This window comes from Oceanobacillus sp. J11TS1 (assembly GCF_018333215.1).
Lineage (GTDB): Bacteria > Bacillota > Bacilli > Bacillales > Amphibacillaceae > Oceanobacillus.
Window position 1 is genome coordinate 43,784 of sequence record NZ_BORO01000019.1, and the last position, 26,890, is coordinate 70,673.

Sequence of the window (26,890 nt, forward strand, 5' to 3'; positions counted from 1 at the left end):
TCAACTAATAATTATTGGGAAAAGAAGTCCCAATAATTAAAGTTTCGTTTTATCACAGCATGTGTGTCCGTAATTCCCCCTGCTTCCGATAGAAAAATTATTTTAATATCCTTGGGGGAAAACGGTCACTTCATCTCCTGATTCACTCAACTAATAATTATTGGGAAAAGAAGTCCCAATAATTAAAGTTTCGTTTTATCAAAGAAATCCAAGCAAAAGATACAATCTTCATTTCTTCTCGGACTGCCAAACTCCAAACTACAAATATGAAAACCCTCTTCATACAAGCGAGCTAAATTATCATACCCTTCTCCTGGAAGAAGGCCTTTTTGCTGCTTAGAATCCTTTTTCTTCTGCTCGTTCTCTGTAGCATCTTCCGTTAGATTATCTAGGTGATTGCGCAAATGATGATTTTCATGAGCTAACCGATGATTTTCTTCAAGTAAATCACTTAGCTTCCCCTTTAAATCACCTAATTGCTCATATAATTCACCAATTTGCTTCTCCATATCGGAAACTTGATCAAAGATTTCTCTGTTTCCCATGATCGATCACCTCTATTCTGTCGCTTGTGCTACAATTCCTTCTTCAATTAATTCATCTAATGTATACTCTACAACACGTTCTTTGTCTAAGAGCTCAATTTGAATCATTTTTTCTAATATATTTAAACCAACAACCTTCCCTTTCCCATGTGGTGTTGGCATGGTTTGTCCAATGTCAGGTAACTCTCTCTTTGCAGTTTCATAAGCATCATTTTCATATTTCAAACAGCACATTAACCTTCCGCATAGCCCAGATATTTTGGCTGGATTTAAAGAAAGATTTTGATCCTTTGCCATTTTAATGGACACTGGCTCAAAGTCTCCTAAGAAGGTTGAACAGCAGAGCATACGTCCGCATGGTCCAATTCCGCCTAGCATTTTCGCTTCATCTCTGACACCTATTTGTCTGAGTTCAATACGCGTCTTGAACATAGATGCAAGATCCTTTACAAGGTTTCTGAAATCAACTCTTCCATCTGCTGTGAAATAGAAAATAATTTTATTTCGATCAAACGTATATTCTACATCTACTAGATTCATATCTAGCTTATGTTGATTAATTTTCGTTGTACATATGTCAAAGGCTTTTTTTGCCTGTTCTTGATTTTCTACGACGGTTCGCTTATCCTTTTCACCGGCGACCCGAATTACTTTCTTTAAAGGTAAAACTACATCTTCTTCATCGACTTGCTTTTCCGTGATAACGACTTTTCCAAATTCAATCCCTCTTACTGTTTCCACAATAACATAACTATCGGGAGTAATCGGATAGGAATCTGGATCGAAGTAGTAAATTTTACCGGCTTTCTTAAAACGTACGCCAATAACTTCTAACATTTTTTCACCTCTGTATTTGAAGCGCTAGTTGTTCAATAACCAATGTTGGCTGAACATTTGCCTTTAATTTTCTTTTCGCCATTAAAATCTGATTTAAGATCGTCAACAGTTGAGCTTGAGAAAAAGTGATGACCATCTTTTCTAGTTTGCTTTGGTCATTGGATAATAGTATCGTATTGGCGTCTACATATATATGTTGATGTAAAATATCTTTAAATCCTAGTATTAATAAGTCCAAACCTCGTTCATGTTCTTCTCTATCTTTAAAATGAGGCATCCAGTTTTGATGAATAAATGTATAAATCTCCTCAGGTTGTATAGTATACATTTCTACCCATTGTATCACTATTTTTCGTGCACCTGCAAACCAATCATCCTGAGAAAGTTCAAGCGCTTCCGTTAGGCTATTTGTCAGTACACTTAAAAGTTTAGTATCGGCTTCACGTAAACCTTCCTGCTGTAATCTCTCTTGTAAAACATCTGGCGGAAGCGCTTGTAAATCAATAATCTGACAGCGTGATCGAATGGTAGACAGCATCGCATGACCATTCTCTGTCAGCATCATGGCGGTCGTTTCTACACTCGGTTCCTCTAAAAATTTTAATAGACGGTTGGCAGCATTTACGGTTAAGGTATCCGCATCCTGAATAATATAGACTTTTTGATTCGATTCTAGTCCCGAATAAGTGAATTCCTTCTGTAAATTACGCACCTGTTCTATTTTAATAGAAGCTCCGTCTGGCTCAATCCAATGCATATCTGGATGATTTCCAGAATCAATCCGCTGACAGTTGATACAATTATTACACGGATCTGTTCCTTGCCGATTCATACAAAATAAATATTTTGCTAACAGAAGAGCCATTTCTTTTTTACCAGTCCCTCTATCTCCTTGAAATAAATAGGCGTGGGAGATACGGCCTTTTTTAATACTGTTGATGATGGTTCGGCTTGCCACAGGTTGTATTTTTTCGAGCTCTGCCCAAGTCTTCATAATTACTACCACCTTTTATTGAAAAGCTCAAGCCGCGCCTGCTTAAAACGTAGAAACTGCGCCCCGTTTGTTGAGGGCGATCCGTCATTCGTCGGCCTTGTCTTTTTTATCTTTAAAAAGAGCTTCGTGATAGATAATAAGCTCATTTAACGCTTATCCTGTCAACTTTATAAATGCTAATTTTTCTAGGAGTTTAACTCATGTATAAATATTGATTAATAAGCCTTTAATTTCTCCAATTAATCCAAGAATATCAATGGTTTTCTTTTCTTCATCCATAAGATCTTCAGTTAATTGAACAATTTTTTCATCAATCGCCTTTACTGTAGACAATTGTCTGCTTCCTTGCATTCCAAAGCTCTGTTTTTTCTCTAAAAGATAACCTTCTGAAGTTGCTTTTTCGAGAAAATTCTTCACCATTCGTTTAAATTTTACTAATTCACGAAAAGAACGATATCGGCTGAGCTTATCACCTTGCTCTGTAATTTGCTTTACCAGTTGTGTGAATTCCTGTGTTTTAAGCTGTTCCGAGTGGGATTGAACAAGATTTTGAAAAGATGGATTATTCGTTTGCGGCGGGCGCTTAAAATTGCCATCCCTTGGCGTTAATATATCACTTGAAATCTTCATTTGTTCTCCCCCTCTCGTCTATCATAATATGTTTTTACTTTATGATCATTCTCTTAAAATTGGTAAAAGGACTCTATTGGCAAGATAAACACAGTAGCTCCGCCGACTTCCACCTTAACAGGTTTTGGAATATAAGAATCGGCATTTCCCCCCATTGGTGAAATAGGTGCAACCATCTGTTCACGATGCGAGCAGTTATCGCGAATGATTTCAAGTGCATCATTCACATACTCATCTTCGCAACCAATCATTAAAGTTGTGTTACCTTCTTTCAAAAATCCGCCTGTGGTGGCTAATTTTGTCGTTTGAAATTTATTTTCACCTAATGCATTAACCAAACGATTCGAATCTTTATCTTGAATGACAGTTATAATTAATTTCATGATAAATGGCCCCTTTTAACTTATTTTAGAAAAACGCTTATTCATTTAGTGAATAGATCGTTTTCCTTGAAATTGGTACCTTGAAATTTTGAACGAATTCAAATGCTTCTCTGGGCTGCCGGCACCCTTTGCGATTACTCGGTCTACTAATACCGTTACGAAGGTTTTATTCTTTCCCAACCTGTATATAATTAGTGATTTTTTCGAACACATCTTGATACACTGCTTCTGGTGAGCGGTCCGCATTTACAGTTTGAAAACGTTCTGGAAAACGAGATTGAATTAACTGGTAGCCTTCATAGACTTTCTCATGAAATTCAATCGTTTCTAGATCTAATCGATTTTTCTCTCTTTCTTCATTTGCTGCAATACGCTCTAATCCTTTTTTCGGAGCAATATCAAAAAAGAGCGTTAGATCTGGCATACAGTCCTGAATCACAAATTGATTGATCGCATACACCTCATCGACTCCTAAACCTCGCGCATATCCCTGATAGGCAAGGCTGCTATCAATAAATCGATCACAAAGTACAATTTTCCCCTCTTCTAATGCTGGAAAAACCTTTTCTACAAGATGCTGCCTTCTTGCTGCTGCATATAATAATGCTTCTGTTCTTTCTTCCATTTCAAGATGGAGGGGGTCATGGATGATATCTCTAATTTTCTCAGAAATGCGAATACCCCCCGGCTCTCTTGTCTTGATAATCTCCATTCCGCTTTCTGAGAGTTCTTTATAGACCTGATCTAGAATTGTGGTCTTGCCTGCTCCCTCTCCACCTTCAAATGTTATAAACAAACCAGTTGTCATCATCGTTCCCCTTTATTCCTATATATGCGTATGCCTTCATCCCTATGCTGAATTCGAACACCCTGCTCCTGTAATTTTTCCACGTGTGCGATATGAACCTCTTTGATTCTTTCTCCTTTTAATAAAAGTGGAATACCAGGTGGGTAAGGAATAATCGCTTCTGCAGCAATTTCTCCTACACTTTTCTCCAATGGGACGAGATACGTGGTATAATTTTTCATTTCGTAATACGACAAATCCAATTCTTGAATCCGCTTTGGAAAAATATTTGTCTTCTCTATTGTAGCACGATTTACTGATTTTTTTAATGGATGCCCTATTGTTTTCAACCTTTTTTCTAACGATTCGATTTGTTCAAACGGTGCAAGCCCATGCACAAATAAAATTTGTTCGTCGGTCGTAAGCTCCGGAAAAATATTTTGTTTTTCGAGCAAGTTCGCAACCGATTTTGTCGAAAAAGGATGTTTCACGTGGAACGTTAGCTTTAATGGGTCTGCAGCAGGGATAAATTCCAGAAAGGGGAGACTTGCAAATAAATCCTTTATATACGCTGTACTCTTTAATGTGTTTATTCGATTGTTTTCCGAAAAATTCGCTAAAAAATACCTTGCCATATCTAAAGACGCCATCAGTAAATAGGATGGGCTGCTCGATTGAAGCATTTGTAAATAATGAGCAAGCTCAGACTTGTCGATACGAGACGTGACAACGTGTAAATAGGAGGCCATCGTCATTGCTGGAGCCATCTTATGGGCTGAGTGAACGACTGCATCAGCTCCTAATTGAATGGCTGATATAGGAAAAGGATCTCCTAATGCAAAATGCACCCCATGCGCTTCATCTACCAAAACTGGGATATCAAATTGATGCGCCTTATCAATCATTGCTTTAATATGATAAGTATTTCCAAAGTAGTCCGGATACGTAAGAATAAGTGCCTGTGCATCTGGATGCTGCTCGATTGCAGTTCGTACAGTTTCATAGCTTGGGCTTGTAAATCGTCTGACAGTATCATCCCATTCAGGTGCCAGAAAAATAGGATTCGCACCAGCTAACTCCACACCATTCATCACAGATTTATGGCAATTACGTTGAATGAGAACCTTATCTCCCCGCTTACATACCGCAAGAATCATTGCAAGATTCCCAACTGTTGAGCCGCCAACAAGGAAAAAAGTATGCTGTGTTTGAAAAAAATCCCTCGCTACATTTTCCGCTTCCGCAATAACTTCTGTCGGTGCATGTAAATCATCCATTCCCGTGATCTCTGTCACATCCCATTTGAGCATTTCCTGAAAATATGCTTTATATGCGGATGGGAGAATCTCTCCATGTTTATGTCCTGGAACATGAAAAGAGATTGGATTACTATTTGCAAATGTTTCCAAATGTTCTACTAACGGCATTCGTTGCTGGTTCATTTACCTGCCTCATTTCTTCTAAATATAAAAATTGATTGGTTTATCGTGTCTTTGCTCTCTATTATAACAAGCAATGATGCAGTAACAAAAAGCGGCAATCGCTTAAAGTTAGTATAGACAGCATAGAACTACAAGCTGCGTCTACTAATATTCATAGAAGCAAGTACTAAAAAACAGCAATCTCCATTTGCTGCTATTTTACTCTTATTTATCTCCTCACACTTATCAAAAGCGCGTCCTCCTTTATATTTACAGCAACAAAAAAGCCTTTGCATGCAAAGACTTTATAACAAGGGGGATTAAACTTAGGAATGTAATGTTGATTGTTTTATATTTTTTAATTTTGACAGATAATATTGATACTTTTCTTCTCGAGGCTCCGTGTGAATCATATTATGCTCACACTCTGTACAGAGGAACATCGCATATAAGTGAATACCGCTTTCCTTTGGTTCCTCGCAAATTCCACAATACTCATGTTTATGAAGCTTTTCTTGTTTCATTCTCCCACCTCCGTTAAAACTAGTATCTCCTAATCTAACGGATGATATACATGGATAATATTATTTTATAGTTTAATCATTCTAAAAAAATGTGTTCTTGTCAGGAGGATATAATTTTATTTCTTTCCATTTTGGTAACGGAACTTTTGTCGAGTGACTATAATACCCTAAAAATAAATGATCTTTCAGCGGAATGTATTGGGGATTGTGATTACTCGTCCCATCGAAAATTGCTGGAGCAGCAGATGCTCATTCACATCTCTATTGATCATTCTATCTTTAAAGTGAAATTCTTGGTGAAAACAGACAATCATAAACATTATCTCAAAGAATAAATAGATGAATAGCTGCAAGGGAACCGACACCAAATACACCAAGAAATCCAGATACCAAAACAGTAAATAGATTAATGGGAATATGTAAGCCAATAACTCCCCCAAAAACATTTAAAAAGAAAAGCAATAGTGCACCTATGCCTAGCCTTATCGTTGCTTTACCAATATATTTCATTGGTTTTACTGGAGCGCCTACAATAAATAAAATAATAATTAATCCAATAATAAATCCAATAACGAGTGTCGAACTCATACCTCTCCCCACTTTCCTTCTATCGCTTTACCTTATTTCTATGATTTAGTGACAACGATTAGAACAAATTGCAAGCGCATATAAGCTAACTTTTGGTTATCTAAGATGGATTGGCAAATTCCTTTTGATAAGATTGAATAAAAAAGAACCAAGTATCTGGAAACATACATGATTCTTTCGGGAAACGTATTTTTATTTTTTAAAAACGTGTAGCCTTTACATTACGAATGCGTGCTTCTCTTAAAAGCATCATATATTTCGATTTTGCTAATAACTCCTCTTTCATACCATTTTGTGAAGGGTCAATACTTTTTCGTACAAAGTCTTGAAGCTGCCTCCACTCACCTTCTACTTGATATAAAGCATTTAGAAGCTCTTTGTCCATATCTTTTTTCTTTAATTTCTTCCCCATATTTCACCAAACCTCGTTTTAAAATGAAATTTCATACCATGGAGGTTTAGCTCTCCACAGATGATCCAAAAAATTAGACATCTCTTCTTCCTTCTAATGCTTTGGACAATGTAACTTCATCGGCATACTCTAAATCGCCGCCAACAGGTAAACCATGTGCAATACGTGTAGTACGAATTCCTGAAGGCTTTACTAATCGAGAAATATACATTGCAGTTGCTTCCCCTTCAATATTTGGATTGGTTGCTAAAATAAGCTCTTCTACTTCTTCATCCTTCAAGCGATGAAGCAAATCCGGTACATTAATATCTTCAGGTCCCACTCCATCCATCGGTGAGATAGCGCCATGAAGCACATGATATCTCCCATGAAATTCCTTCATTTTTTCCATCGCTATGACGTCTTTTGGATCTTGGACGACACAAATAATGGATCCATCCCGGCTTGTATCCTGACAAATAGCACATGGGTCTTGATCCGTAATATGTCCGCAAACGGAACAATGCGTCAGCTCTCGTTTCGCGTTAACCAATGCATTGGCGAAATTCATGACATCATCGTCTTTCATATTTAATACAAAGAATGCTAGACGTGCTGCTGTCTTCGGACCGATTCCTGGTAATTTAGAGAAGCTATCCATTAACTTAGTTATCGGCTCTGGATAATACATATATGTTTTTACCTCCTCATGGAAAACATTATCCCTTGGCGAAAATAAGACGCCTTGGCAAAAAAGCCAGACGTCTTATTTCATAATTAGAAAGGAATTAGAACATTCCTGGCATATTCAATCCTTTTGTAAATTGCCCCATTGTTGCATTAGTTTTTTCATCAATTTGATTTAGCACATCATTTGTTGCTGCTAAAATAAGATCTTGCAGCATTTCAATATCATCGGGGTCAACCACTTCTTCTTTAATCTCTACATCAACAATTTCTTTTTTGCCGTTTGCGCGAACAGTTACCATACCGCCGCCAGCTGTAGCTTCAAAGGACATTTCATGTAATTCATCCTGTGCTTTCATCATTTTCTTTTGCATTTTCTGCATTTGCTTCATCATGTTATTCATATTTCCCTTCATGGAAAATACCTCCTTTAAATAGATGTGTTAATCATGGATTTCTAAAAGATCATCACCAAAGAGCTTCCGTGCCTCATCAACAATGGGGTCTCCTTCCGACTCCTTTTGATCTTTAGGTTTTTCTTGATTTTGAATATATTCACTGCGCAAGTTATTCCATTCTTTTTCAGGAATTGGAATAATCGTGCGGTGTTTATCTAAATTCCCTAATATCGATTCTACCATTTCTCGATGATCAAGGAATAAGGAACAATGAATCTCATATTTAAACGCCACAATAAGTGTATCTGCTGATGCTGCAGCAGGTTTACTATCCTGAATGGTCGCATGCGCCGGTGCATTCGTCGTTTTTAATTGGTTTAAGAAATTTGCCCAATGTGCATGCACATCTTTTAATTCTTTCTTTTCTGCTTTTCCTAGTGTATCACGAATTCGATCATATGGAATCTTATATGTGTTACGAGAATTTCTGGCACTAGGTCGACGTCTTTCAGGAGTAGTATTTGCATTTCCAGACTCAGAATGCTGCGGCGGAGCTTCTTTTAATTTTGCTATATCGCGCTCCATCGCTTGTATTTTTTGTTGAAGTTGCTGCACAGTTGCTGATTGATCCACAGCGTCTGCTTGTATCTGTGGTGTTTCTGATTTTCCAAATTGATCTGTAATAGATAGCAATGCTACTTCAATAAAAATTTTCGGACTGTTGGACCACTTCATTTCTTGTTGACATTGATTTAATTCAATAATCGAATGCTGTATCCAATGATTCGAAACCTGCTTAGATAGTGCTTCAAAAGCTTCATTAACGACCGCTCTCTCTAATAACTCACCCAGACCTGATGAAGTCTTATATAAAAGTAAATCACGCATAAAGTAAATTAAATCCTGCACAAATTTTCCTGGGTCTTTTCCTGTTTGAATCATCTGATCTAATCCATTGAGTACGGTCGGCACATCTTGCTGAAGCATTGCACGAACAATATTGGTGAGAACTTCTTGAGATACACCGCCCGTTACCGCAAGCACATCTTCTAAATTTACTTGATCCTCACTATACGAAATAGCTTGATCCAAAATACTTAGCGCATCACGCATACCACCCTCAGCTGCTAAAGCTACTGCCTCTAAGGCTTCCCCAGTAACAGAAATGTTCTCCGCATGCATGATTTTTTGCATTCTATCCACAATCGCCTGGTTCGAAATCGGTTTAAAATCAAAGCGTTGGCAACGAGAGATAATTGTTAGTGGGATTTTATGTGGTTCTGTCGTGGCAAGGATAAACACAACATGCTTTGGCGGTTCTTCTAATGTTTTTAAAAGCGCATTAAAAGCATTCACCGATATCATATGTACCTCATCAATGATGTACACTTTATAAGGTACGGAACTCGGTGCATATTTTACTTTATCTCGAATATCACGGATATCATCAACACTTGTGTTAGAGGCCGCATCAATTTCAATGACATCCGAAATGGAGCCATCTTGTATTCCTCTGCATGCCGCGCACTCATTACATGGCTCTTTTACAGGCGCATGCTCACAGTTTATGGTTTGCGCAAAAATCTTGGCAGCACTGGTTTTCCCTGTCCCTCTTGGACCAGAGAATAAGTAGGCATGTGAGAATTTATCTTCGGTAATGGCATTTTGTAATGTTCGCGTGATATGTTTTTGTCCTACAACATCTTCAAATGTTCTTGGTCGCCAGACGCGGTATAAAGCTTGATAACTCATGATTTCGATTCCCCTTATTTGTCAAATGGGAAAGTATAAAACTTTCTATTTGCACAACGGACGCGATGTCCTAGTATAGACGCTGGTCACAAATGTTTGTCGTTTCTAATCTTGTTTCTATTATAACCGATTAAAGGCTTGGATGAAAACCTTAGAAATAGATTGTCTAGAAGTAATTCATCATTTAAAGAAAATTGCTAAGAACTGCAATTACTAGGATCTTTAATAGCAGTCTTTCTTCCTTGAATTCTTTATATTTTTTAAAACAGCCTAAAACTTATATAAATTAAATTATTATAGAAGTTTTAAATGAAATATTTAAGGCTTACCGAAAATGTAGAACTAATGTTCCCTTTATGCTATAATAAATAGAGATACGCACAGTATGAAGTTAACCGGTGGAAGGTACCATCTCCTCAACGAAAGGGGGTGATGCCTGTGGGTACTTTTGAAGCTCTTTCTCTGATGATAAGTTTTGGTTTGCTTATTATAGCCATTTTGTCATTTCATGATAAAGGCCAAAAGTAAAACCACCCTTAGCTTGCCGGCAAATAGGGTGGCTTCATTCGTCACTTTAAAGCAGCCTTCCCTCGCGATGAGAGAATAACTGTGTGTATTGTCAGGGTAGTATGTGGATGCATACTGCCCTTCTTTATATATTATATACTATGTTTTTCTATAAAAATTATATCATATGCCTTGTTTTTAGTACAATTTTGCTTCTTAAAAAAGCGTATAATCAACGAAAGTTATAAGGGCCTATATTTACGGCTACTTTTTCGGGTAAGCACGCTTATATTGTTCTGCTGGTTCCATCGTATCCCCCAGCTGTTCACTTGCTCGTATGGTCCAATAAGGATCCTTTAACATTCCGCGGCCAATTGCAACTAAATCGGCATCTCCATTTCCAATCACAGATTCTGCTAATAAAGGATCTTCCAAGATGCCTACTGCAATCACAGGAATATTTAGCTCTTCTTTAAATCTGCGTGCAAATGGCACTTGATAACCTGGATGAGTTGCTGGTTTTTGTTTTCCTGGAGCAGCTCCCCCCCCGCTGGAAATATGCATCATATCGACACCAGCTAATTTATATTTTTTCGCAATTTCTATGGAATGGTTGATATCATAACCGCCATCCATATACTCGACAGCGGAGATGCGCATTAATAATGGCATGTCCTCTGGAATAACCGCTTTAACAGCTCGAATAATCTGTACACCAAATAAGGATAGGTCTTGACCATATTCGTCTTCTCGTTGATTGATTCCTGGAGAATGAAATTGATGGATCAAATAGCCGTGTGCACCATGCAATTCAATCGTATCAAACCCAGCCTCAACTGCTCTTCTTGCTGCATCCTGAAACTGTTGAATGGTTTCTCGAACTTCTTCTGTGGTTAAAGCACGAGGCATTTTACTGTTTTCTGTAACAGGAATTGCTGATGGAGCAACTGGCGGATTCGCATCTTCCGCCTTTCTGCCGGCATGTGCAATTTGAATACCGATCTTCGCACCTTGCTGATGAACAGCATCAACGATTTTTTTGTAAGCTGGAATTTGTTCGTCTGACCATAGGCCAAGATCATTATCTGTAATACGACCGTCGGGATCTACATCTGTCATCTCAACGATGATTAAACCAGTCCCGCCCACTGCACGGGATGTATAATGTACAAAATGCCATTCGTTTGGAATTCCATCTTTGGCATCAACGGAATATTGACACATTGGTGCCATGACAACTTTATTTTTCAAGGTTAAACTTTTTAATGTAAAAGGTTGTGTTAATTGAGCCATTCTAGCACCCCTCACTCATAAATTTCTAAGTAATTTATAGCATATGCTTTCTTATTATTTAGTGCAAATAATCTGTTTAACTAAATAAAGCAATGCTCATGTATTTTATTTATCTAAAAGAGGCTCTTCACCAAAATTTATGGATGACAAATTATAATGACTTTGTTCTGAGCAACCGCTACGGAAAAACACTACACTTTCCATGGGCTTGCGCTCAGCCTCCTCGAAAAAAGAAGACCACTTTTTTCTGCGGGGTCTTCCCACTGGGACTGCGATTACTCGCCCCACCGAAGACCATTGCGCTTTCCCATAGGAGTCTCCGTGTTTTTCCTCCGCTAGCTAGACGTAATTAACATATTTATTCTTTAATATTAACCATAGATTTTGGTTTTGACCCCTAAAAGAATTTATACGAAACACAGTTATGCTAGAAATCATTTTAATGAAGAAAAAAACAAAAATTTTATACCCCCGGACCTATGGCAACATTTTAACTTTTTATCCATAAAAAAACGAACTGCATACACAGTTCGTTTTTTAATATATCTAGCTTGAAGCGCCAAAAACCCGGATATTGGCGCTCTCCGCTTTTTTCAATATGTAGCGTGCACCTGCTTTCGATGGAATGACCATATGCGCTACGTAAGTTCATGGCTCAGCCCAGGCTTCCCTGCGGCACACAAGAGTAGCCACTTACTGCTGCTTCCTTCCGGACCTGACAGGGTTCATGGGTTCCTGTTGCGCAGGACCCGGACGTCAACACCAATCCCTTACGTCAGACCATACAGTCATCCCACCTCGAGCAGGAATTCGGCCTCGCTATAGCGGATTGCGAGTACAGGGCACCGCTACCTCCCCGCTTAGCACGTAATTATTATTATAGCTTCCTCATGCAAAAATTGCAATGATATTTGCACCTTTTTTACGTGTCTTCCGTTGTTGAACCCTTACCAGACTTTTTCTGACGCAATGCTTTGAAGAAATTTTTTAAGATGGTACTGCATTGCTGTTCAAGGATTCCAGATGTTACGTCTACTTGATGATTAAATCGTGGCTCTTCTAATAAATTCATTAATGTCCCAGCACAGCCCGCCTTCAAATCACTTGCTCCGTAAACCACCCGCTTCATTCTCGACTGTACAATCGCTCCTGCACACATAGGGCATGGTTCTAACGTAACATACAATGTACAATCCTCTAATCTCCAGCTCCCAACTGCTTGATTTGCTTCTTGAATAGCAAGCAGCTCTGCATGTGTCATGGTTGCTTGCATCGATTCGCGCAGATTAAATCCTTTCCCGATAATTTCCCCGTCTTTGACAATCACAGCACCGATCGGTACTTCGTTTAATATCTGTGCCCGGCGCGCCTCTTGAATAGCAGCTGCCATATATATTTCATCTTGACTTACTGAGACTTCTTCTGTCATTTTATCACTTCACTTTATTCTCGTTTTAATTATCGATCTAAGCGGGAATACTAAATTAACTCAATTCTTTATAAAAGGAGCCGCCTATGAATATTACACCTGAAAATACAGCACTTATTTTTGTCGATTTAATTAATGATTTTAAATTTAATGGAGGTGAAGATCTTTTCTCTCACACAGAAGCTATTCTTCCAAACTTAGTAAAGCTTCGTCGCTTTGCTAAAGAAAAATCCATTCCTATTATCTATGTTAATGACCATTACGGTTTATGGCAAGCGGATTTCCGTAAAGTTATTGATCATTGTAAAAATAAAAAAAGCGAGAAAGTTATTGAAAAAATCAAACCAGATGACGATGATTATTTTTTAATTAAACCACAACACTCTGCACTTTTTCAAACACCCTTACAATCGCTTCTTACAGAATTAAAGCGAACACATTTGATTTTAGCAGGAATTGCTGGTGATATTTGCATCCTATTCACTGCAAAGGATGCCTATATGTATAAATTCAGTCTTTCCATTCCAAAAAATTGTCTTGCTTCAGAGGAAATACAAATGAATAATTATGCGCTTTATTTAATGGAATCTGTTATGGATGCAGATATTACAGCAATTTAGCATATAATAGGGTCCCCCTTCATATAGTGAGGAAGAAGCACTAGAAGGGGGTTATTATTTTGCAAATATACGTTGTTCAACAGGGCGATACGCTGGATCAAATTGCGGCTACATATGGTTCCTCTGTCCAAGATATTATTAACGCGAATGAATTAAATGCACCTAATCAATTAGTAATTGGGCAAGCACTTGTAATCCCAATTATCGGTGAGTTTTACTTTGTCCAGCCCGGCGATACACTTTCTTCCGTTGCAGCTCGATTTAATATCAGCGTGGAGGAATTGGCAACAGTTAACGGTATGAATGCAAATCAGATTATTTATCCTGGATTCCGTTTGTACATACCGCCAGGCCCTAAAGAGCCAATTACCTCTAATGCTTATATCGAACCAATGGGAGAGGAAGTTTCTCAAACGTTAGAAACAGCAGCAAGGAACTATACACCTTTCTTAACTTATCTGGGTTTATTTAGTTACCGCATCAACCGGGATGGTACACTAACCGCTCCCCCAACAGGAAACTTGATTCAAACAGCTAGGGAGAATGGAGCCTCCATTATGATGTCTGTTACCAATTTAGAGGGAGGAGAATTTAGTACGGAGGTCGGTCATATTATTTTAACCGTGCAAGCTGTGCAAAATAGATTATTAGATGAAATTATTAATATCGCTACAGAGCAGGGATTCCGTGATGTACATTTTGACCTTGAATTTTTACCTCCAGAAGATCGTGAGGCTTATAATCGCTTTTTACGGACAGCAAAAGATCGTCTCTCACAAGCAGGATTGCTTATCTCCACTGCATTGGCCCCAAAAACAAGTGCGGAACAATCTGGGCAATTGTATGAAGCACATGATTATCAAGCCCATGGAGAAATTGTCGATATGGTTGTGATAATGACCTATGAATGGGGTTATAGTTACGGCCCGCCAATGGCTGTTTCTCCAGTAAATTCCGTCCGAGAGGTTGTCGAATACGCTGTCTCTGAAATTCCACCAGAAAAAATCTTACTTGGTCAAAACCTATATGGGTATGATTGGACACTTCCTTTTGTGCAAGGTGGAGAGGCTGCAAGAGCGGTCAGTCCGCAACAAGCTATACAGATTGCTTGGGAGAATAATGTGGCTATCCAGTATGACAATCAAGCTCAAGCACCTTACTTTACGTATACAGATACATCCGGACAAGAGCATGAGGTTTGGTTTGAAGATGCACGTTCTATCCAAGCAAAATTTGACTTAATCCGTGAATTTCAGCTTTTAGGTATTTCTTATTGGAAATTAGGGCTTGCGTTCCCACAAAATTGGTTACTTTTAAATGATCAATTCAACATACGAAAATTAGAGGAAGAAGAGTAAGAAGAGGATGGATAATAGAGGGATACACGGGAGGTTGTTCCTATTTTATATGTAAAAAAGAGCGCCTCGAAGCGCTCTTTTATGCTATTTATTTAATTAACCTAGCACTTTCACAGATTCACGATTAAATGCTGGAAGGTCATCTGGGGTACGACTTGTTACTAATTGATTTTGACAAACAACAACTTCTTTGTCTTGGAATTTTGCACCTGCATTTTCCAAATCGACTTGGATAGATTTAAAGCCTGTTACTCCGCGGCCTTCTAATGTTTTTGCTGTAATGAGCAACTGTGGTCCATGACAAATTGCAAAAACTGGCTTTTTCTCATCCATAAAATGCTTTACAAAAGTTACAAAACGATCATTTGCACGTAAAATATCCGGAGAGAATCCACCAGGAATAAACAATGCATCGAAGTCTTCTGGATTTACATCGTCAATACCTTTATCAATCGTTACTTTGGTACCGTCTGATTTCCCCGTTACGGTGTTACCTTGTTCTTTTTCAATTGTAACTACCTCATGTCCAGCTTCTTCAAATGCTTTTTTGGGGCTTGTATATTCCACATCTTCAAACATGTCTGTAATAACTGTTGCGATTTTTTTACCCATTTTTAATTCCTCCTTCTATTCATGGTACATATATTATCTTCCCAAGTAAAAGGTATTTCAAACATAGCAGATTTGTGTTTCTCCCTAAAATATTTTTGAGTTGAAAGGTCATTTTTTCACCAAAAGGAGGATGGAATATAATATCCTATTCCATCCTCCTTTTTTCTCTTTCCATTAATCTTCTAACGTTGAGGTATCCCCTGTAGGAAGTCCTAATTCCCATGATTTTAATAGTCGGCGCATGATTTTACCACTGCGTGTTTTAGGGATTGAGTCTTTTACTTCTATTTCTCTTGGCGCTGCGTGTGCACTTAATTCCTTTTTAACAAATTGACGAATTTCTTCTAAAAGCTCATCGCTTTTTTCATAACCTATGTTCAACGTAATAAATGCTTTAATAATTTCTCCACGCTCTGGATCTGGTTTTCCAATTACTCCTGCCTCTGCAACAGCTGGATGCTCAATAAGTTTGCTCTCTACTTCAAATGGACCGACACGCTCGCCAGATGTATTAATAACATCATCTAAACGTCCTTGGAACCAGAAATAGCCGTCCTCATCTCTGTAGGCACTGTCTCCAGATACATACCAGCCATTCACAAAATAACTCTCATACTTTCCTTTATTATTCCAGACCTCTCGCATCATAGATGGCCAGCCAGCCTTAATTGCTAAATTGCCCATTTGATTTGGAGGGATTTCATTTCCTTCATTATCGACGATAGATGCCTCTATCCCAGGGATTGGTTTACCCATAGAACCAGGTCTGATTTCTAGTGTTGGGAGGTTTACAATAACCTGTGCCCCTGTCTCCGTCATCCACCAAGTATCATGGATGCGCAAATCAAATGCCTTTAATCCCCAGGTGATCACTTCTGGATTCAATGGTTCTCCAACACTTAGGATATGGCGCAACGAAGATAAGTCATATTCCCTGACCTTCTCCTCGCCATGACTTACAAGCATACGTAAAGCTGTTGGTGCGGTGTACCATACTGTAACGTGATTATCCTGTAACGTCTTATACCAATCGTCTGGGGAAAAACGACCGCCGCGGATCACATTTGTCACTCCATGTAACCAAGGCGCAAAAATACCATAGCTTGTTCCCGTTACCCAGCCCGGGTCTGCTGTACACCAGTAAATATCATCCTCTTTTAAGTCTAATACCCACTCTCCCGTCGCATAATGTTGAATCATCGCATTGTGCACATGTAAAATTCCTTTTGGTTTTCCCGTTGAACCAGATGTATAATGGAGCAGCATGCCGTCTTCTCTATCCACCCATACAATATCAAAATCTGCTTGCGCATTCTTCATTTCTTGATGGAAATCAATATACTGTTCTCCTTCTTCTTTATGCTCACCAACCAACACAATCTTCTCTAAGTTCGGTAATTGATCTTGCGGCACACGGTACAGCAATTCAGGCGTTGTAATTAACATGCGCGCTTCACTGTTTTCTAATCTATCACCAACAGCTTGCTCCATAAACGCCTCAAACAATGGTCCTGCAATCGCTCCTACTTTTAAAATGCCAAAAAATGCTTGATAGAATTCCGGGCTTCTCGGCATAAAAAGAAAGACACGGTCTCCTTTTTGCACATCATATTTTTTAAGTACATTAGCAAATTGATTACTCTTTAAACGAAGTTCATCAAAAGTAACTTTCTCTTCACGATTGGGATCGGAATATAGTAATGCAACCTTATCCTTCTTATCCGGATTTTCTGCGTGCTTATCAATTGCTTCATATGCCATATTTACTTTCCCTGTTTTATTCCAAGAAAAGTTCTTTTTTACATCATCCCAAGAAAAATTCTCTTTGAACTGCTCATAGTTTTTTAAATTATGATTCCCTTCACGTGCTGGTATAGCTTGCATATCCATCTAATCACCTCATCCTTCCTTATTGAAACCGATTACAAATAGAATTAAAAAAGATTTAAATATTTTGGTAACTAATTCTATTTTAGAACATTTTGTGACATATTTAAAGAGTTTGTTTTTAAGTTTTCAGATAAAAGGAAGGATACTACTCATAAAATAGCTTGCCAAATTAGGTTTACAGCAATAAAATCTAGGGTTAACTCACTTACTTTTCATCCACAAGGAAGAGAAAGAAAAATCCGAACGATGATTAAATTCTATTGTTAGAATGTAATTTCGTCCGGATTTTTCTCTAATTTATGACAGAGAAGACATAATCAAAGCTCTTTTTATAATAGATTATGCTTTTTTTGTTTTTCTTTCTTTTCGTTTTTCTCGTTCAGATAAAATATAAGCACATGCGGCATCCCCAGACATGTTTAGAGAGGTTCTTAGCATATCGAGAATACGGTCAATACCAATAATTAACGCGATACCTTCTACGGGCAGACCAATTTGACCCAACACCATTGCCAGCATGATTAATCCAACACCAGGTACACCTGCTGTACCTACGCTTGCTAATGTGGCAACAAGTACAACCATCAATAAATCTGTCATGGTAAGTGGTAAATCATATACTTGCGAGATAAATACAGTCGCAACAGCTTGCATTATAGCTGTCCCATCCATATTAATGGTAGCTCCAAGCGGCTGTACAAAGCTGCTGATCTCTTTTTTGACACCAAGATTTTCTTGAGCCGTTTTCATTGCTACAGGAAGTGCTGCATTGGTGCTAGATGTACTAAATCCAACTACCATGGCTGGAAAGAAACCTTTAAAGAATTTAAATGAATTCCCGCGTCCCAGCAACCAAATAGCAAGAGAGTAGACGAGTAAAGCATGTAAAATAAGTCCTGCAATAACAGTTAACATATAACTTAACATCGAACCAACTGCATCCAGTCCAGCCCCACCAATTGCTGATGCAATTAACGCAAAAGCACCGTATGGGGCAAATCGCATAATCGTCATAATTAGCCAATTTAAAATTTCATTTGCTTGTTCAAATAAATGATGAATACCTTTTGTCTTATCACTTAAATAAGCCAGTGCAATTCCTATGAATACAGCAAATGCAATAATTTGCAGCATATCTCCAGATGACATTGCCGCTATAGGATTCTCAGGTATGATGTTAATGAGCGTTTCCATAATAGGTGGCGCTTCCCCTGGCGTATAGCCATCCAGATTGGATGTATCAAAAACACCTGCTTTTCCAGGCTTAACCAAAGAGGCCAACGCTAAACCTAAACTAATAGCGATTGACGTCGTTACTAAGAAGAAAGTAACCGTAAAAACACCAATTTTCCCTAGTTTTGCCGGGTCGCCAAGTCCTGCTGTTCCTAATACAATAGATACAAATACAAGCGGAACGACTAACATCATAATAAGATTAATAAATATTTGGCCAATTGGGTCTAACACGTATTTATTTAATGGGTTATAAAAACTTTCAGGGGCAAATGTCAGAGCCATACCAACAACTGCACCAACAATTAAAGCAATTAATATCCTTTTCGTTAATTTTTTAGAATCCATATTGTCTTCGTCCTTTCACTATGTTTCTGGGCGTAAACATATCCACTATAAGAGTAATGAAAATTCAGTTAGTTTTTTTATTCTACTAAAACTCATTTTTATTTCAGCTGAATAATTCTTACTCTTGATAAACTTTTCATTTTCAATTGGATATCAAACATAGATTTATTGGATTTTTTCTTTTGTAGTTGAGGAGACTACGTTTCGTACAGGGATTATTCTAGTTAAAGAGTGGGCAAGTTAAATTCTACCACAATATATATGGTGTTGAATAGTGCTATTTTTTTACAGAGTCTTTCTCCCTTCCCTGTATCTACTCACAGACTTACCGTGAATATTCCCCCATAATATCTATATCAAACAAAAAACTACCTCCTGACCAAAGAAGATAGTTTAAATTAAATGATATATATGATAATGAATTCCATTCTAATTGAGAGATTTTCTATGAGGAAATAGATATGCGGTGCTTTTTCATTTAAGCTCATGGAGGTGATGAATCTAGATGTATAAAATCTCTTCATTTACCAATCTTTTATAACTTAATTATTCCATAAAAATTCTTTGCATTTATTTAATGCATCATTCAACTCCTTATCAAATAACATCTTTACATCAATGTCCAATGCGTCTGCTATTTTTTCTAAGGTGTCTACATCAATTTTCGTCTTTCCATTTGAGATATTTGTGTACCATGCAGGCGTTTTCGAGCATATTTCTGCAATTTGCGTCTTTGTAATCTTTTTTTGTTGTCTAATAAATTCAATTTTCTCATGGATTTGCACTAAATCACTCCTTTCTAAAATTAATATGATTTACTTAAATTATAATTAAGCGTTTTGCGCAAGTCAATATAATGGTCAAATAAAATCTGCAAATCGCTTAAAAATCTTTCTGTTTTTATTAAAAATGGTATTATCTCTATATTGAGGTGGATACTATGAAAATTCTTTCGCAACGATTAAGAGAAGCAAGAGAACAAGCTGGATTAAAACAAATTGAAGCTTCTAAACTTCTTGGAATTTCCAATGGTACTTTATCTGGCTATGAAAGAGAATATCGTGATCCTGATACAGATACGTTACATAAAATGGCTGATTTATATGGAGTTTCTGTAGATTGGCTACTAGGTAAATCTATGTATCCCTCAACAAAAGACACTTTGCAGCCTGAGCCTATGTCAGAGCAAGATTCGTTAATGTTTCATAACTGGAAACGTATGACAGAAGAAGAAAAGCAAGAAGCTTTAAATGTGATACAATACATTCTATATAAAAAGAAATTAAATAATAAAGAAGATCAAGATTAATATTTTTATCATTTTTTAAGAAGGAATAAAGAAAACAGGTGTACTTGCTACACCTTATTTTTAGCACAGATACAGAACGTATATTCCCTCGAAGGAGTGATAAGATGTATTATACGGATGTAGAAAAGTTTGTCGAAAACCTATATAAACAACTCGAAATTCTTACACCAATGCAGCTTTCCATCTCTGCGATTGCAGAAGCTTTACAAATTGAAATTATCTATTCAGAGACAATTGGCATGCGAATAGATAACTATATTGTGCTGCCTGCTTCTTCTCCTCAAAATAAATGGCAATACTTTGGCCATGAACTTTGCCATTATTTTTTCCATGAAGGGGATCAGCGTTTTATGAATTCCCTATTTATTGACCTGCAAGAAAATCAAGCCAATCATTTTGCTTATCATTTCTGTGTTCCCACTTTTATGCTTAATCAGCTTCATATCGAGAGCGTTTATGATATCTTATACCATTTTCCAGTTGATTTCTCCTTTGCCCTTCATCGGCTGGAAATGTATCGGAATAAGCAATTTTCTCTGCATGAAGCAACTGCCTCCTATCTGGCATGCTAATAGCGGATACACTTTTTAAATTATTATGTTACTTTTTGTTATTTTAATTATTAAGTGGATTAAAAAACTAGACTTTGTTCGTTTGCTAATATCTTGAAGAGAAGTATTAGCAAACGAACAAAGTCAAATACATCTAAAAGAAATTCAATAGCGCAATCCCGCCAATAATCATGATGACAGCAACAATTCTTCTTTGGTCGATTGGATATTTTGGTAAGTTAAACATACCAAAATGATCAATTATCAACCCCATTATAATTTGCCCGGAAATGGTAGACATCATTGTCAATGTAACCCCCAGATAAGGCATTAAACTAATATTTGATGCAATGTACGCTGCACCGAGTATCCCCCCGGCAAAATGCCAAGGCTTCAATTTATAATCACCAGAAGTACGTGTTAACTTTATTCCTTTATTCACACACATTGCTAAAATAAATAACACAATGGTACCTACTAGAAATGATATGAAAGCTGCATATATAAACGAATCTACTTCATACCGCAGCTCACTATTAATAGCTGTTTGTATTGGCGGCATCATTCCTGTACATAATCCAAATAATATCCATAACCGAGAATAACTTTGAGAAATAGTGGAACTTTTTTTCATATTCATATATATAATTCCGGCAATTAACAGGATAACACCGACAATATGCATAAAGTGCAATGGTTTTACTTCCGCACCAAACCAGCCAAATGTGTCGATTAATATACCAATTACCATTTGCCCGGTAACTGCAGCAATGACCGTTAAGGCTGCTCCAATTCTAGGTAATAAAATAATATTGCCTGTAAGAAAAATAACACCAAGTATACCGCCGCCAAACCAAACGTAGGAGAAAGATTGAGTTTCAAAGAACGAGATCGTAAATTTTCCCGGATCCATGATGAAATTAATGATGAATAACATCACACTCCCTGTTAAGAAGGAGTAAAAGGACGTGGGCAAGATCGCTTTGGTAAAAAAGGTCAGCCGATTATTTACTGCCGTCTGCATCGGAATCATCATTCCTGCAATCATTCCCAGAACAATTAATATGTACACAAAAGAAACCTTCTTTCAAAAAAACGTAATGTATTTATTTTAAACAAAGATATAACGGAAAACAATACTCCTGTTTTGCCATTAGAATACATTTATAACGAACTAGTCTGCCTGTTAAAGGAAGTCTTTTATTTATACACAGCAACAAGGAAGTGATTACTTTTTCTCTTAAACAAATATTACCATTGTTATTTTCGGATTTCCTTCATATAATAGGAACAAATGTTCTTGATAATGGAGGGTTATATCATGGATTACTCACTTTACCCGCGCAATAACGTGCTTTGTATAGATATGAGGTCCTTTTACGCAAGCGTTGAATGTGTAGACAGAGGATTGGACCCGATGACAACGATGCTAGCTGTCGTAGGTGATACGAAACGCGAGGGAAGTATAGTACTTGCTGCATCTCCTGCTTTGAAGGAAAGATACGGAATCAGCAATGTAAGCCGTTTTTTTGAGATTCCACGCAATAAAGACGTCATTATTGCACCTGCTCGTATGGAAATGTATGTCCAAAAATCAGTAGAAATTACGCGATACTTGGGCAATTTTGCACCACCAGAAGCTATTCACCCTTACTCCATAGACGAAACCTGGATTACAACAAATGGTACAGAAAAGTTATTTGGCGATCGGTGGCAAGTAGCTCGAACCATAAAGAAAGGAATTATGGATCATTTCGGATTGCCCTGCTCCATAGGCATTGGCGATAATAAATTTTTAGCAAAGGTTGTAATGGATCTCCACGCTAAAAAATCCGGCATTGAAGAATGCAGGTATGAGGATGTAGAGACAAAATTATGGCCTGCTCCTGTCGAAAAAATCTGGGGGATCGGCAGCAGATTAGAACATCGATTAAATAAATTAGCCATCAGAACATTAGGACATATAGCCAACTATGATTTACGAATTTTACGTAAAAATTTTGGAATTATGGGAGAGCAGATGTATTGGCATGCTTGGGGAATTGACTTAAGTGCGGTAATTGGTGATTTTAATAAGCCCGCTAATAAAGGATACGGCCATGGCATCACTTTGCTTAGAGATTATACCGCCAAAGAGGTAAGAACCTGCATTCTGGAACTTTGTGAGGAAGTATGCCGGCGTGCAAGAAGAGACAGAAAAGTTGGCAAGACGATTCACCTATCCATCGGTTATACCAAGGAAAACCACGGAGGATTTTCCAGATCCAGATCTATCGATACACCTACCAACATAACCATGGAAATGTATGATATGTGTATGGAGTTATTTGATGAATTTTATGTAGGGAACCCGCCTATCCGACGTGTCTATGTCACTTTGACGAAATTATATGATGAGACGGATCTGCAGCTGGATTTATTTAACGACCGCACCAAACAATATGATATAGGTACCGTTATGGACAAAATATGTGACAAGTTTGGTTCCACAGCTATTTTGCGTGCATCGAGTTATACGGACGCAGGAATTACATTAGACAGAAGCAAAAAGATTGGTGGACATTATGCTTAGGCGCTCCCTTTTAGCGAGAGCGCACAAGCTGCAATATCTTCCCCATATGTTGCTGTTCATGCATGGCTTGGTACCCTTCAAATGGACACCCCGACTGTTGAAGACGATGTAATACATTTCCAATTGTAAATGCAGCAGGGTCTAAGTCTTCATTCAATTCGTACCAATAAAGAGGTGTAGAAACAGTTCCTTCTTCTGTCCTTCTCGGAGAATAAGGTGCAATCAATGTTTTATCTTTACCGTGCTGGACATAATCAAGATATAGCCGGTTATTCCGTTTCTTTTTCATACGTTCAGTTGTAAAATCATCGGGATATGCCCGTTCTATTGTTTTTGCAATTGCTTCTGTAAATAGAGATGTTTCTTCATATGTCATGCTGCCTTCTCGAATGGGAATATATACTTGCAGCCCTTTGTTCCCAGAGGTTTTCACATAAGACACCAGCTCTAAATTATCTAATATTTCCTTTAATAATTTTGCTGCCCGCACTGCTAATGCAAAGTGCTCTCGGTCTGGCGGATCTAGATCAAAGACAATTTCTAACGGGGTCACGTGTCCAATCCGTTGAAAAGGAAGATGATATTCAATGGAACCGTGATTCGCCAGCCAAACAATTCCTTCTACGTGGTTACATACGATTTCATCCTCGTGGGAGGCATGAGAAGATAAATAGCTTGGCGCATAATCTGGAAGGTTTTTCTGAAAAAACGATTCCTTAGAAATCCCATCTGGACAGCGAATAATGGTTAAGGCTCTATTTCTTAAAAAGGGCAACATCCAAGGTGAGATTTCTCTTAGATAAACCAGAAGATCTTTTTTGGTAAATACATTGGGCCAAAGGTATTTTTCTGTATGAGATACTTCAATGGAACCAGGTAACTGCGCTATATCTAATTGTAATTTATCCAACGTACATTCTGTATAAGAGATGGAAGGATCGATTTTTTTAAATTCAGGTTCTCTCAACTTTTGATCATATAAATCTAACGTATTAATCATACTTGTTATGGCAGGAGGAAGATGGTATATTCCATCCATATAATCCCCTTGCTCTTTAAAAAGCTTTTTTAGCATTTGAATCGAATCTTTGGATAATCCATGTTTACAACTTCCAATATTCATTAATCCATCCTCTTTAAGTACATTTACTGTAAAGTATTCATTACTCGGATTGTATTCTGTTAAAATCCCTTGAATCACCCTCCAATTCTTAATTTTGAACCAGTCAGCATGTTTTTTTCCTTTTTGGTACGTGCTTTTTTCCCTTTTGGCAACAATACCTTCACTTTTAGATGAAAATACTACCTCCTGAATCGCTGAAATGGATGTAAAAGTTTCCACGCATTTTAAAACATCGCCGGGAATAGATTCCATCAGCTGGTGAAGATGTTGTTTTCGTAAAGACAGGTTTTCTTGATGTAGTTTATTACCATTTATCTCCGTTATATCAAATACCATAAAGGTTGCAGGTCTTTGATTTGCTTGTTTTTCAATACGATCCACGTTTTGCAATCTTCCGCGCATTTGGATTTGCTCAAAATTTGCTTGATAGAAATGATTTAAGATAACAAGTTCTCCATCTAATTCCAGTGGTAATTTACTCTGGAAGTGCTCATAATTTTCTTTACACCAATGGTTAATCTCTGGAAACTTTTTTAAGATATCATAATTATTTTTACTCATTAAAGTAATATCGTCCTTATCCACCCATTTTAATTTACAGCGAAACCCATCATATTTTACTTCATATAACCATTCATTTCCCTCTGGAATTTCTGTCTTTGCTATTGGTTTCATCCAGTCCATATGTATTCACCTCTAAAATAGGATATCTCATTTTGGATAATTTACTATTCCTTTCGTATAAAAAGGATGTAAACCTACAAACTATTTGTAAGGAGGGAACGGAATGCACACAATGTGGAAAGGAACCATCAGTTTTGGTTTAGTTAATATACCTGTAAAAATGCATGCTGCAACTGAGAACAAGGATATTCAACTGCGGCAGCTTCATAAAAAATGTAAAACTCCAATTAAATATGAAAAGGTTTGTCCCAATTGTGAAGAAGATGTATCCAATGAGGATATTGTAAAAGCGTATGAATACTCAAAGAACAAGTTTGTCATTTTAGATGATGATGAATTAAAAGCTTTAAAGAAAGAGCAAGAGGATAAAGCAGTTGAAATTATTGACTTTGTTCAATTGGAAGATATCGATCCAATATATTTTGAAAAGAGCTATTACTTATCTCCCAATGAAGGAGGATCCAAAGCCTATGCTTTATTAAGAGAAGCTCTAACAGACTCTGGCAAAATAGGCATAGCAAAAATGATGATTCGGTCGAAGGAACAGCTTGCAGTTATACGCGTTTATGAAAAGGCCATTGTGGTCGAAACGATACATTATCCTGACGAAGTTCGTGCTGTATCAGATGTACCGAATATTCCCGAACAAGCAGAAATAGGGAAAAAAGAGTTGGATACCGCTAAACTCCTCATCGAACAGTTAACAACCGAATTTGAACCTGAGAAGTATAAAGATAATTATCGTATCGCTGTCATGGACTTAATTGAAGCGAAGAAAAATAATGAGGAAGTTGAAGTCGGTGGAGAAACAAAAACAAAGCCAGACAATGTATTGAATTTAATGGATGCCTTGCAGGAATCCTTAAATCGTGCGAAAAAAGAAAACCCGAAACAGCCAAAGAAAAGAACAACTACTGCTAAAAAGAAAAAAGCTACTTCATAGGATGCGTAATTTAGGCGGTTATTATAGGTTGAGGATGGAGCGGGTGCTTTTTTTGGAGCGCATTCGCGTTGAGTTGGAGCGCTTTTCTTCTTTTTTCGAGCGCATTCTAATTGGGGTGGAGCGCTTTTCTTCTTTTTCGAGCGCATTCTAATTGGGGTGGAGCGCTTTTCTTCTTTTTCGAGCGCATTCGGATTGGGGTGGAGCGCTTTTTCTCTTTTTCGAGCGCATTCGGATTGGGGTGGAGCGCCTTTCCTCTTTTTCGAGCGCATTCGGATTGGGGTGGAGCGCTTTTTCTCTTTTTCGAGCGGGTTCAGCTTGGGATGGAGCGTTTTCCTCTTTTTCGAGCGGGTTCGAAGTCAAGTCCTTATTTATGTGTAAAATTGATTATATGTTTTCAACCTACATTAAGTACTGTTTGAATTTTATTTGTTAGGAAGGGGTACCCCTTCCTAACAAATAAAATTTTCGCGTGGCGCGGGGT

General features: G+C 37.6%; 28 protein-coding genes and 1 other RNA gene. 7 read left to right on the top strand and 22 right to left on the bottom strand.

The window, feature by feature from the left end; genetic code table 11:
• Positions 1-182: 182 nt before the first annotated feature.
• From yabA to dnaX, 13 genes are all read right to left on the bottom strand, one after another.
• Complete coding sequence (gene yabA, locus KI343_RS14045; RefSeq protein WP_212927056.1) at positions 183-545, bottom strand: DNA replication initiation control protein YabA; 363 nt, start codon at positions 543-545, stop codon at positions 183-185.
• A 12-nt stretch (positions 546-557) separates the two neighbouring features.
• Positions 558-1,382 (bottom strand): PSP1 domain-containing protein, encoded by an 825-nt coding sequence (locus tag KI343_RS14050; protein ID WP_212927057.1) that lies wholly within the window; start codon positions 1,380-1,382, stop codon positions 558-560.
• A gap of 4 nt (positions 1,383-1,386) precedes the next feature.
• Positions 1,387-2,376, bottom strand: a complete 990-nt coding sequence (holB, locus tag KI343_RS14055; protein WP_212927058.1) for a DNA polymerase III subunit delta' — start codon at positions 2,374-2,376, stop codon at positions 1,387-1,389.
• A 198-nt stretch (positions 2,377-2,574) separates the two neighbouring features.
• Positions 2,575-3,006 (bottom strand): YaaR family protein, encoded by a 432-nt coding sequence (locus KI343_RS14060; RefSeq protein WP_212927059.1) that lies wholly within the window; start codon positions 3,004-3,006, stop codon positions 2,575-2,577.
• 53 nt (positions 3,007-3,059) lie between these two features.
• Positions 3,060-3,389 carry a cyclic-di-AMP receptor gene (locus KI343_RS14065; RefSeq protein WP_040977662.1) on the bottom strand — a complete coding sequence of 110 codons (330 nt, stop codon included), beginning with the start codon at positions 3,387-3,389 and terminating at the stop codon, positions 3,060-3,062.
• A 166-nt stretch (positions 3,390-3,555) separates the two neighbouring features.
• Complete coding sequence (tmk, locus tag KI343_RS14070; protein ID WP_212927060.1) at positions 3,556-4,197, bottom strand: dTMP kinase; 642 nt, start codon at positions 4,195-4,197, stop codon at positions 3,556-3,558.
• Positions 4,197-5,618: an aminotransferase class I/II-fold pyridoxal phosphate-dependent enzyme gene (locus KI343_RS14075; RefSeq protein ID WP_212927061.1), complete on the bottom strand. Its 1,422-nt coding sequence runs from the start codon at positions 5,616-5,618 to the stop codon at positions 4,197-4,199. The genes tmk and KI343_RS14075 overlap by 1 nt, the downstream gene beginning before the upstream one ends.
• Before the next feature lie 305 nt (positions 5,619-5,923).
• Positions 5,924-6,121 carry a sigma factor G inhibitor Gin gene (locus KI343_RS14080; protein WP_212927062.1) on the bottom strand — a complete coding sequence of 66 codons (198 nt, stop codon included), beginning with the start codon at positions 6,119-6,121 and terminating at the stop codon, positions 5,924-5,926.
• 324 nt (positions 6,122-6,445) lie between these two features.
• Positions 6,446-6,709: a pro-sigmaK processing inhibitor BofA family protein gene (locus KI343_RS14085; RefSeq protein ID WP_212927063.1), complete on the bottom strand. Its 264-nt coding sequence runs from the start codon at positions 6,707-6,709 to the stop codon at positions 6,446-6,448.
• A 199-nt stretch (positions 6,710-6,908) separates the two neighbouring features.
• The gene (locus KI343_RS14090; RefSeq protein ID WP_212927064.1) at positions 6,909-7,121 is read right to left on the bottom strand and encodes a YaaL family protein; all 213 of its coding nucleotides are present in this window, start codon (positions 7,119-7,121) and stop codon (positions 6,909-6,911) included.
• 73 nt (positions 7,122-7,194) lie between these two features.
• Positions 7,195-7,791 carry a recombination mediator RecR gene (gene recR, locus KI343_RS14095; protein WP_212927065.1) on the bottom strand — a complete coding sequence of 199 codons (597 nt, stop codon included), beginning with the start codon at positions 7,789-7,791 and terminating at the stop codon, positions 7,195-7,197.
• Positions 7,792-7,888: 97 nt separating this feature from the next.
• Positions 7,889-8,203, bottom strand: a complete 315-nt coding sequence (locus KI343_RS14100) for a YbaB/EbfC family nucleoid-associated protein (protein ID WP_212927066.1) — start codon at positions 8,201-8,203, stop codon at positions 7,889-7,891.
• A 27-nt stretch (positions 8,204-8,230) separates the two neighbouring features.
• Positions 8,231-9,937 carry a DNA polymerase III subunit gamma/tau gene (dnaX, locus tag KI343_RS14105; RefSeq protein ID WP_212927067.1) on the bottom strand — a complete coding sequence of 569 codons (1,707 nt, stop codon included), beginning with the start codon at positions 9,935-9,937 and terminating at the stop codon, positions 8,231-8,233.
• A gap of 432 nt (positions 9,938-10,369) precedes the next feature.
• Between dnaX and KI343_RS20640 the strand changes: the two genes are divergently transcribed.
• A complete protein-coding gene (locus tag KI343_RS20640) occupies positions 10,370-10,465 on the top strand; it encodes a putative holin-like toxin (RefSeq protein ID WP_374705444.1) in 96 nt (31 codons plus the stop codon).
• A gap of 243 nt (positions 10,466-10,708) precedes the next feature.
• Here KI343_RS20640 and KI343_RS14110 read toward each other — a convergent pair whose 3' ends face one another.
• The 3 genes from KI343_RS14110 to tadA form a co-directional block, all read right to left on the bottom strand.
• Positions 10,709-11,737, bottom strand: coding sequence for an NADH:flavin oxidoreductase/NADH oxidase (locus tag KI343_RS14110; RefSeq protein ID WP_212927068.1), 1,029 nt, complete (start codon positions 11,735-11,737; stop codon positions 10,709-10,711).
• A 603-nt stretch (positions 11,738-12,340) separates the two neighbouring features.
• An RNA gene (gene ffs, locus KI343_RS14115) (signal recognition particle sRNA large type) lies at positions 12,341-12,606 on the bottom strand.
• A 53-nt stretch (positions 12,607-12,659) separates the two neighbouring features.
• Positions 12,660-13,166, bottom strand: a complete 507-nt coding sequence (gene tadA, locus KI343_RS14120; RefSeq protein WP_212927069.1) for a tRNA adenosine(34) deaminase TadA — start codon at positions 13,164-13,166, stop codon at positions 12,660-12,662.
• A gap of 86 nt (positions 13,167-13,252) precedes the next feature.
• On the opposite strand from tadA, the gene KI343_RS14125 reads away from it, so the two are divergent.
• Together KI343_RS14125 and KI343_RS14130 are read left to right on the top strand one after the other, a co-directional pair.
• The gene (locus KI343_RS14125; protein ID WP_212927070.1) at positions 13,253-13,786 is read left to right on the top strand and encodes a cysteine hydrolase family protein; all 534 of its coding nucleotides are present in this window, start codon (positions 13,253-13,255) and stop codon (positions 13,784-13,786) included.
• A 59-nt stretch (positions 13,787-13,845) separates the two neighbouring features.
• Complete coding sequence (locus tag KI343_RS14130) at positions 13,846-15,144, top strand: glycoside hydrolase family 18 protein (RefSeq protein WP_212927071.1); 1,299 nt, start codon at positions 13,846-13,848, stop codon at positions 15,142-15,144.
• Positions 15,145-15,240: 96 nt separating this feature from the next.
• Here the strand turns inward: KI343_RS14130 and KI343_RS14135 are convergent, their stop codons facing one another.
• From KI343_RS14135 to KI343_RS14150, 4 genes are all read right to left on the bottom strand, one after another.
• The gene (locus tag KI343_RS14135; protein WP_212927072.1) at positions 15,241-15,756 is read right to left on the bottom strand and encodes a type 1 glutamine amidotransferase domain-containing protein; all 516 of its coding nucleotides are present in this window, start codon (positions 15,754-15,756) and stop codon (positions 15,241-15,243) included.
• Between the two features lie 174 nt (positions 15,757-15,930).
• Positions 15,931-17,646: an acetate--CoA ligase gene (gene acsA / locus KI343_RS14140; RefSeq protein WP_212927073.1), complete on the bottom strand. Its 1,716-nt coding sequence runs from the start codon at positions 17,644-17,646 to the stop codon at positions 15,931-15,933.
• Between the two features lie 339 nt (positions 17,647-17,985).
• Entirely contained in the window at positions 17,986-19,227 is a 1,242-nt protein-coding gene (locus tag KI343_RS14145; protein WP_212927074.1) for a dicarboxylate/amino acid:cation symporter, read from the bottom strand.
• A gap of 542 nt (positions 19,228-19,769) precedes the next feature.
• A complete protein-coding gene (locus KI343_RS14150) occupies positions 19,770-20,012 on the bottom strand; it encodes a helix-turn-helix domain-containing protein (protein ID WP_212927075.1) in 243 nt (80 codons plus the stop codon).
• Between the two features lie 155 nt (positions 20,013-20,167).
• On the opposite strand from KI343_RS14150, the gene KI343_RS20380 reads away from it, so the two are divergent.
• Complete coding sequence (locus KI343_RS20380; RefSeq protein WP_212927076.1) at positions 20,168-20,536, top strand: helix-turn-helix domain-containing protein; 369 nt, start codon at positions 20,168-20,170, stop codon at positions 20,534-20,536.
• A gap of 104 nt (positions 20,537-20,640) precedes the next feature.
• A complete protein-coding gene (locus KI343_RS14160) occupies positions 20,641-21,108 on the top strand; it encodes an ImmA/IrrE family metallo-endopeptidase (protein WP_212927077.1) in 468 nt (155 codons plus the stop codon).
• A 133-nt stretch (positions 21,109-21,241) separates the two neighbouring features.
• Here KI343_RS14160 and KI343_RS14165 read toward each other — a convergent pair whose 3' ends face one another.
• Positions 21,242-22,159 carry a DMT family transporter gene (locus tag KI343_RS14165; RefSeq protein WP_212927078.1) on the bottom strand — a complete coding sequence of 306 codons (918 nt, stop codon included), beginning with the start codon at positions 22,157-22,159 and terminating at the stop codon, positions 21,242-21,244.
• Between the two features lie 249 nt (positions 22,160-22,408).
• Between KI343_RS14165 and KI343_RS14170 the strand changes: the two genes are divergently transcribed.
• Positions 22,409-23,659 carry a Y-family DNA polymerase gene (locus KI343_RS14170; protein ID WP_212927079.1) on the top strand — a complete coding sequence of 417 codons (1,251 nt, stop codon included), beginning with the start codon at positions 22,409-22,411 and terminating at the stop codon, positions 23,657-23,659.
• A gap of 10 nt (positions 23,660-23,669) precedes the next feature.
• On the opposite strand, the gene KI343_RS14175 is transcribed toward KI343_RS14170, so the two are convergent.
• A complete protein-coding gene (locus KI343_RS14175; protein WP_212927080.1) occupies positions 23,670-25,466 on the bottom strand; it encodes a DNA ligase D in 1,797 nt (598 codons plus the stop codon).
• Positions 25,467-25,569: 103 nt separating this feature from the next.
• Between KI343_RS14175 and ku the strand changes: the two genes are divergently transcribed.
• Positions 25,570-26,409 carry a non-homologous end joining protein Ku gene (gene ku, locus KI343_RS14180; protein WP_212927081.1) on the top strand — a complete coding sequence of 280 codons (840 nt, stop codon included), beginning with the start codon at positions 25,570-25,572 and terminating at the stop codon, positions 26,407-26,409.
• Positions 26,410-26,890 lie beyond the last annotated feature (481 nt).

Excerpts from the sequence above, each read along its gene's own strand:
- yabA (WP_212927056.1), bottom strand. The coding sequence starts at position 545 with ATGGGAAACAGAGAAATCTTTGATCAAGTTTCCGATATGGAGAAGCAA.
- KI343_RS14050 (WP_212927057.1), bottom strand. The coding sequence starts at position 1,382 with ATGTTAGAAGTTATTGGCGTACGTTTTAAGAAAGCCGGTAAAATTTAC.
- holB (WP_212927058.1), bottom strand. The coding sequence starts at position 2,376 with ATGAAGACTTGGGCAGAGCTCGAAAAAATACAACCTGTGGCAAGCCGA.
- KI343_RS14060 (WP_212927059.1), bottom strand. The coding sequence starts at position 3,006 with ATGAAGATTTCAAGTGATATATTAACGCCAAGGGATGGCAATTTTAAG.
- KI343_RS14065 (WP_040977662.1), bottom strand. The coding sequence starts at position 3,389 with ATGAAATTAATTATAACTGTCATTCAAGATAAAGATTCGAATCGTTTG.
- tmk (WP_212927060.1), bottom strand. The coding sequence starts at position 4,197 with ATGACAACTGGTTTGTTTATAACATTTGAAGGTGGAGAGGGAGCAGGC.
- KI343_RS14075 (WP_212927061.1), bottom strand. The coding sequence starts at position 5,618 with ATGAACCAGCAACGAATGCCGTTAGTAGAACATTTGGAAACATTTGCA.
- KI343_RS14080 (WP_212927062.1), bottom strand. The coding sequence starts at position 6,121 with ATGAAACAAGAAAAGCTTCATAAACATGAGTATTGTGGAATTTGCGAG.
- KI343_RS14085 (WP_212927063.1), bottom strand. The coding sequence starts at position 6,709 with ATGAGTTCGACACTCGTTATTGGATTTATTATTGGATTAATTATTATT.
- KI343_RS14090 (WP_212927064.1), bottom strand. The coding sequence starts at position 7,121 with ATGGGGAAGAAATTAAAGAAAAAAGATATGGACAAAGAGCTTCTAAAT.
- recR (WP_212927065.1), bottom strand. The coding sequence starts at position 7,791 with ATGTATTATCCAGAGCCGATAACTAAGTTAATGGATAGCTTCTCTAAA.
- KI343_RS14100 (WP_212927066.1), bottom strand. The coding sequence starts at position 8,203 with ATGAAGGGAAATATGAATAACATGATGAAGCAAATGCAGAAAATGCAA.
- dnaX (WP_212927067.1), bottom strand. The coding sequence starts at position 9,937 with ATGAGTTATCAAGCTTTATACCGCGTCTGGCGACCAAGAACATTTGAA.
- KI343_RS20640 (WP_374705444.1), top strand. The coding sequence starts at position 10,370 with ATGCCTGTGGGTACTTTTGAAGCTCTTTCTCTGATGATAAGTTTTGGT.
- KI343_RS14110 (WP_212927068.1), bottom strand. The coding sequence starts at position 11,737 with ATGGCTCAATTAACACAACCTTTTACATTAAAAAGTTTAACCTTGAAA.
- tadA (WP_212927069.1), bottom strand. The coding sequence starts at position 13,166 with ATGACAGAAGAAGTCTCAGTAAGTCAAGATGAAATATATATGGCAGCT.
- KI343_RS14125 (WP_212927070.1), top strand. The coding sequence starts at position 13,253 with ATGAATATTACACCTGAAAATACAGCACTTATTTTTGTCGATTTAATT.
- KI343_RS14135 (WP_212927072.1), bottom strand. The coding sequence starts at position 15,756 with ATGGGTAAAAAAATCGCAACAGTTATTACAGACATGTTTGAAGATGTG.
- acsA (WP_212927073.1), bottom strand. The coding sequence starts at position 17,646 with ATGGATATGCAAGCTATACCAGCACGTGAAGGGAATCATAATTTAAAA.
- KI343_RS14145 (WP_212927074.1), bottom strand. The coding sequence starts at position 19,227 with ATGGATTCTAAAAAATTAACGAAAAGGATATTAATTGCTTTAATTGTT.
- KI343_RS20380 (WP_212927076.1), top strand. The coding sequence starts at position 20,168 with ATGAAAATTCTTTCGCAACGATTAAGAGAAGCAAGAGAACAAGCTGGA.
- KI343_RS14160 (WP_212927077.1), top strand. The coding sequence starts at position 20,641 with ATGTATTATACGGATGTAGAAAAGTTTGTCGAAAACCTATATAAACAA.
- KI343_RS14170 (WP_212927079.1), top strand. The coding sequence starts at position 22,409 with ATGGATTACTCACTTTACCCGCGCAATAACGTGCTTTGTATAGATATG.
- KI343_RS14175 (WP_212927080.1), bottom strand. The coding sequence starts at position 25,466 with ATGGACTGGATGAAACCAATAGCAAAGACAGAAATTCCAGAGGGAAAT.
- ku (WP_212927081.1), top strand. The coding sequence starts at position 25,570 with ATGCACACAATGTGGAAAGGAACCATCAGTTTTGGTTTAGTTAATATA.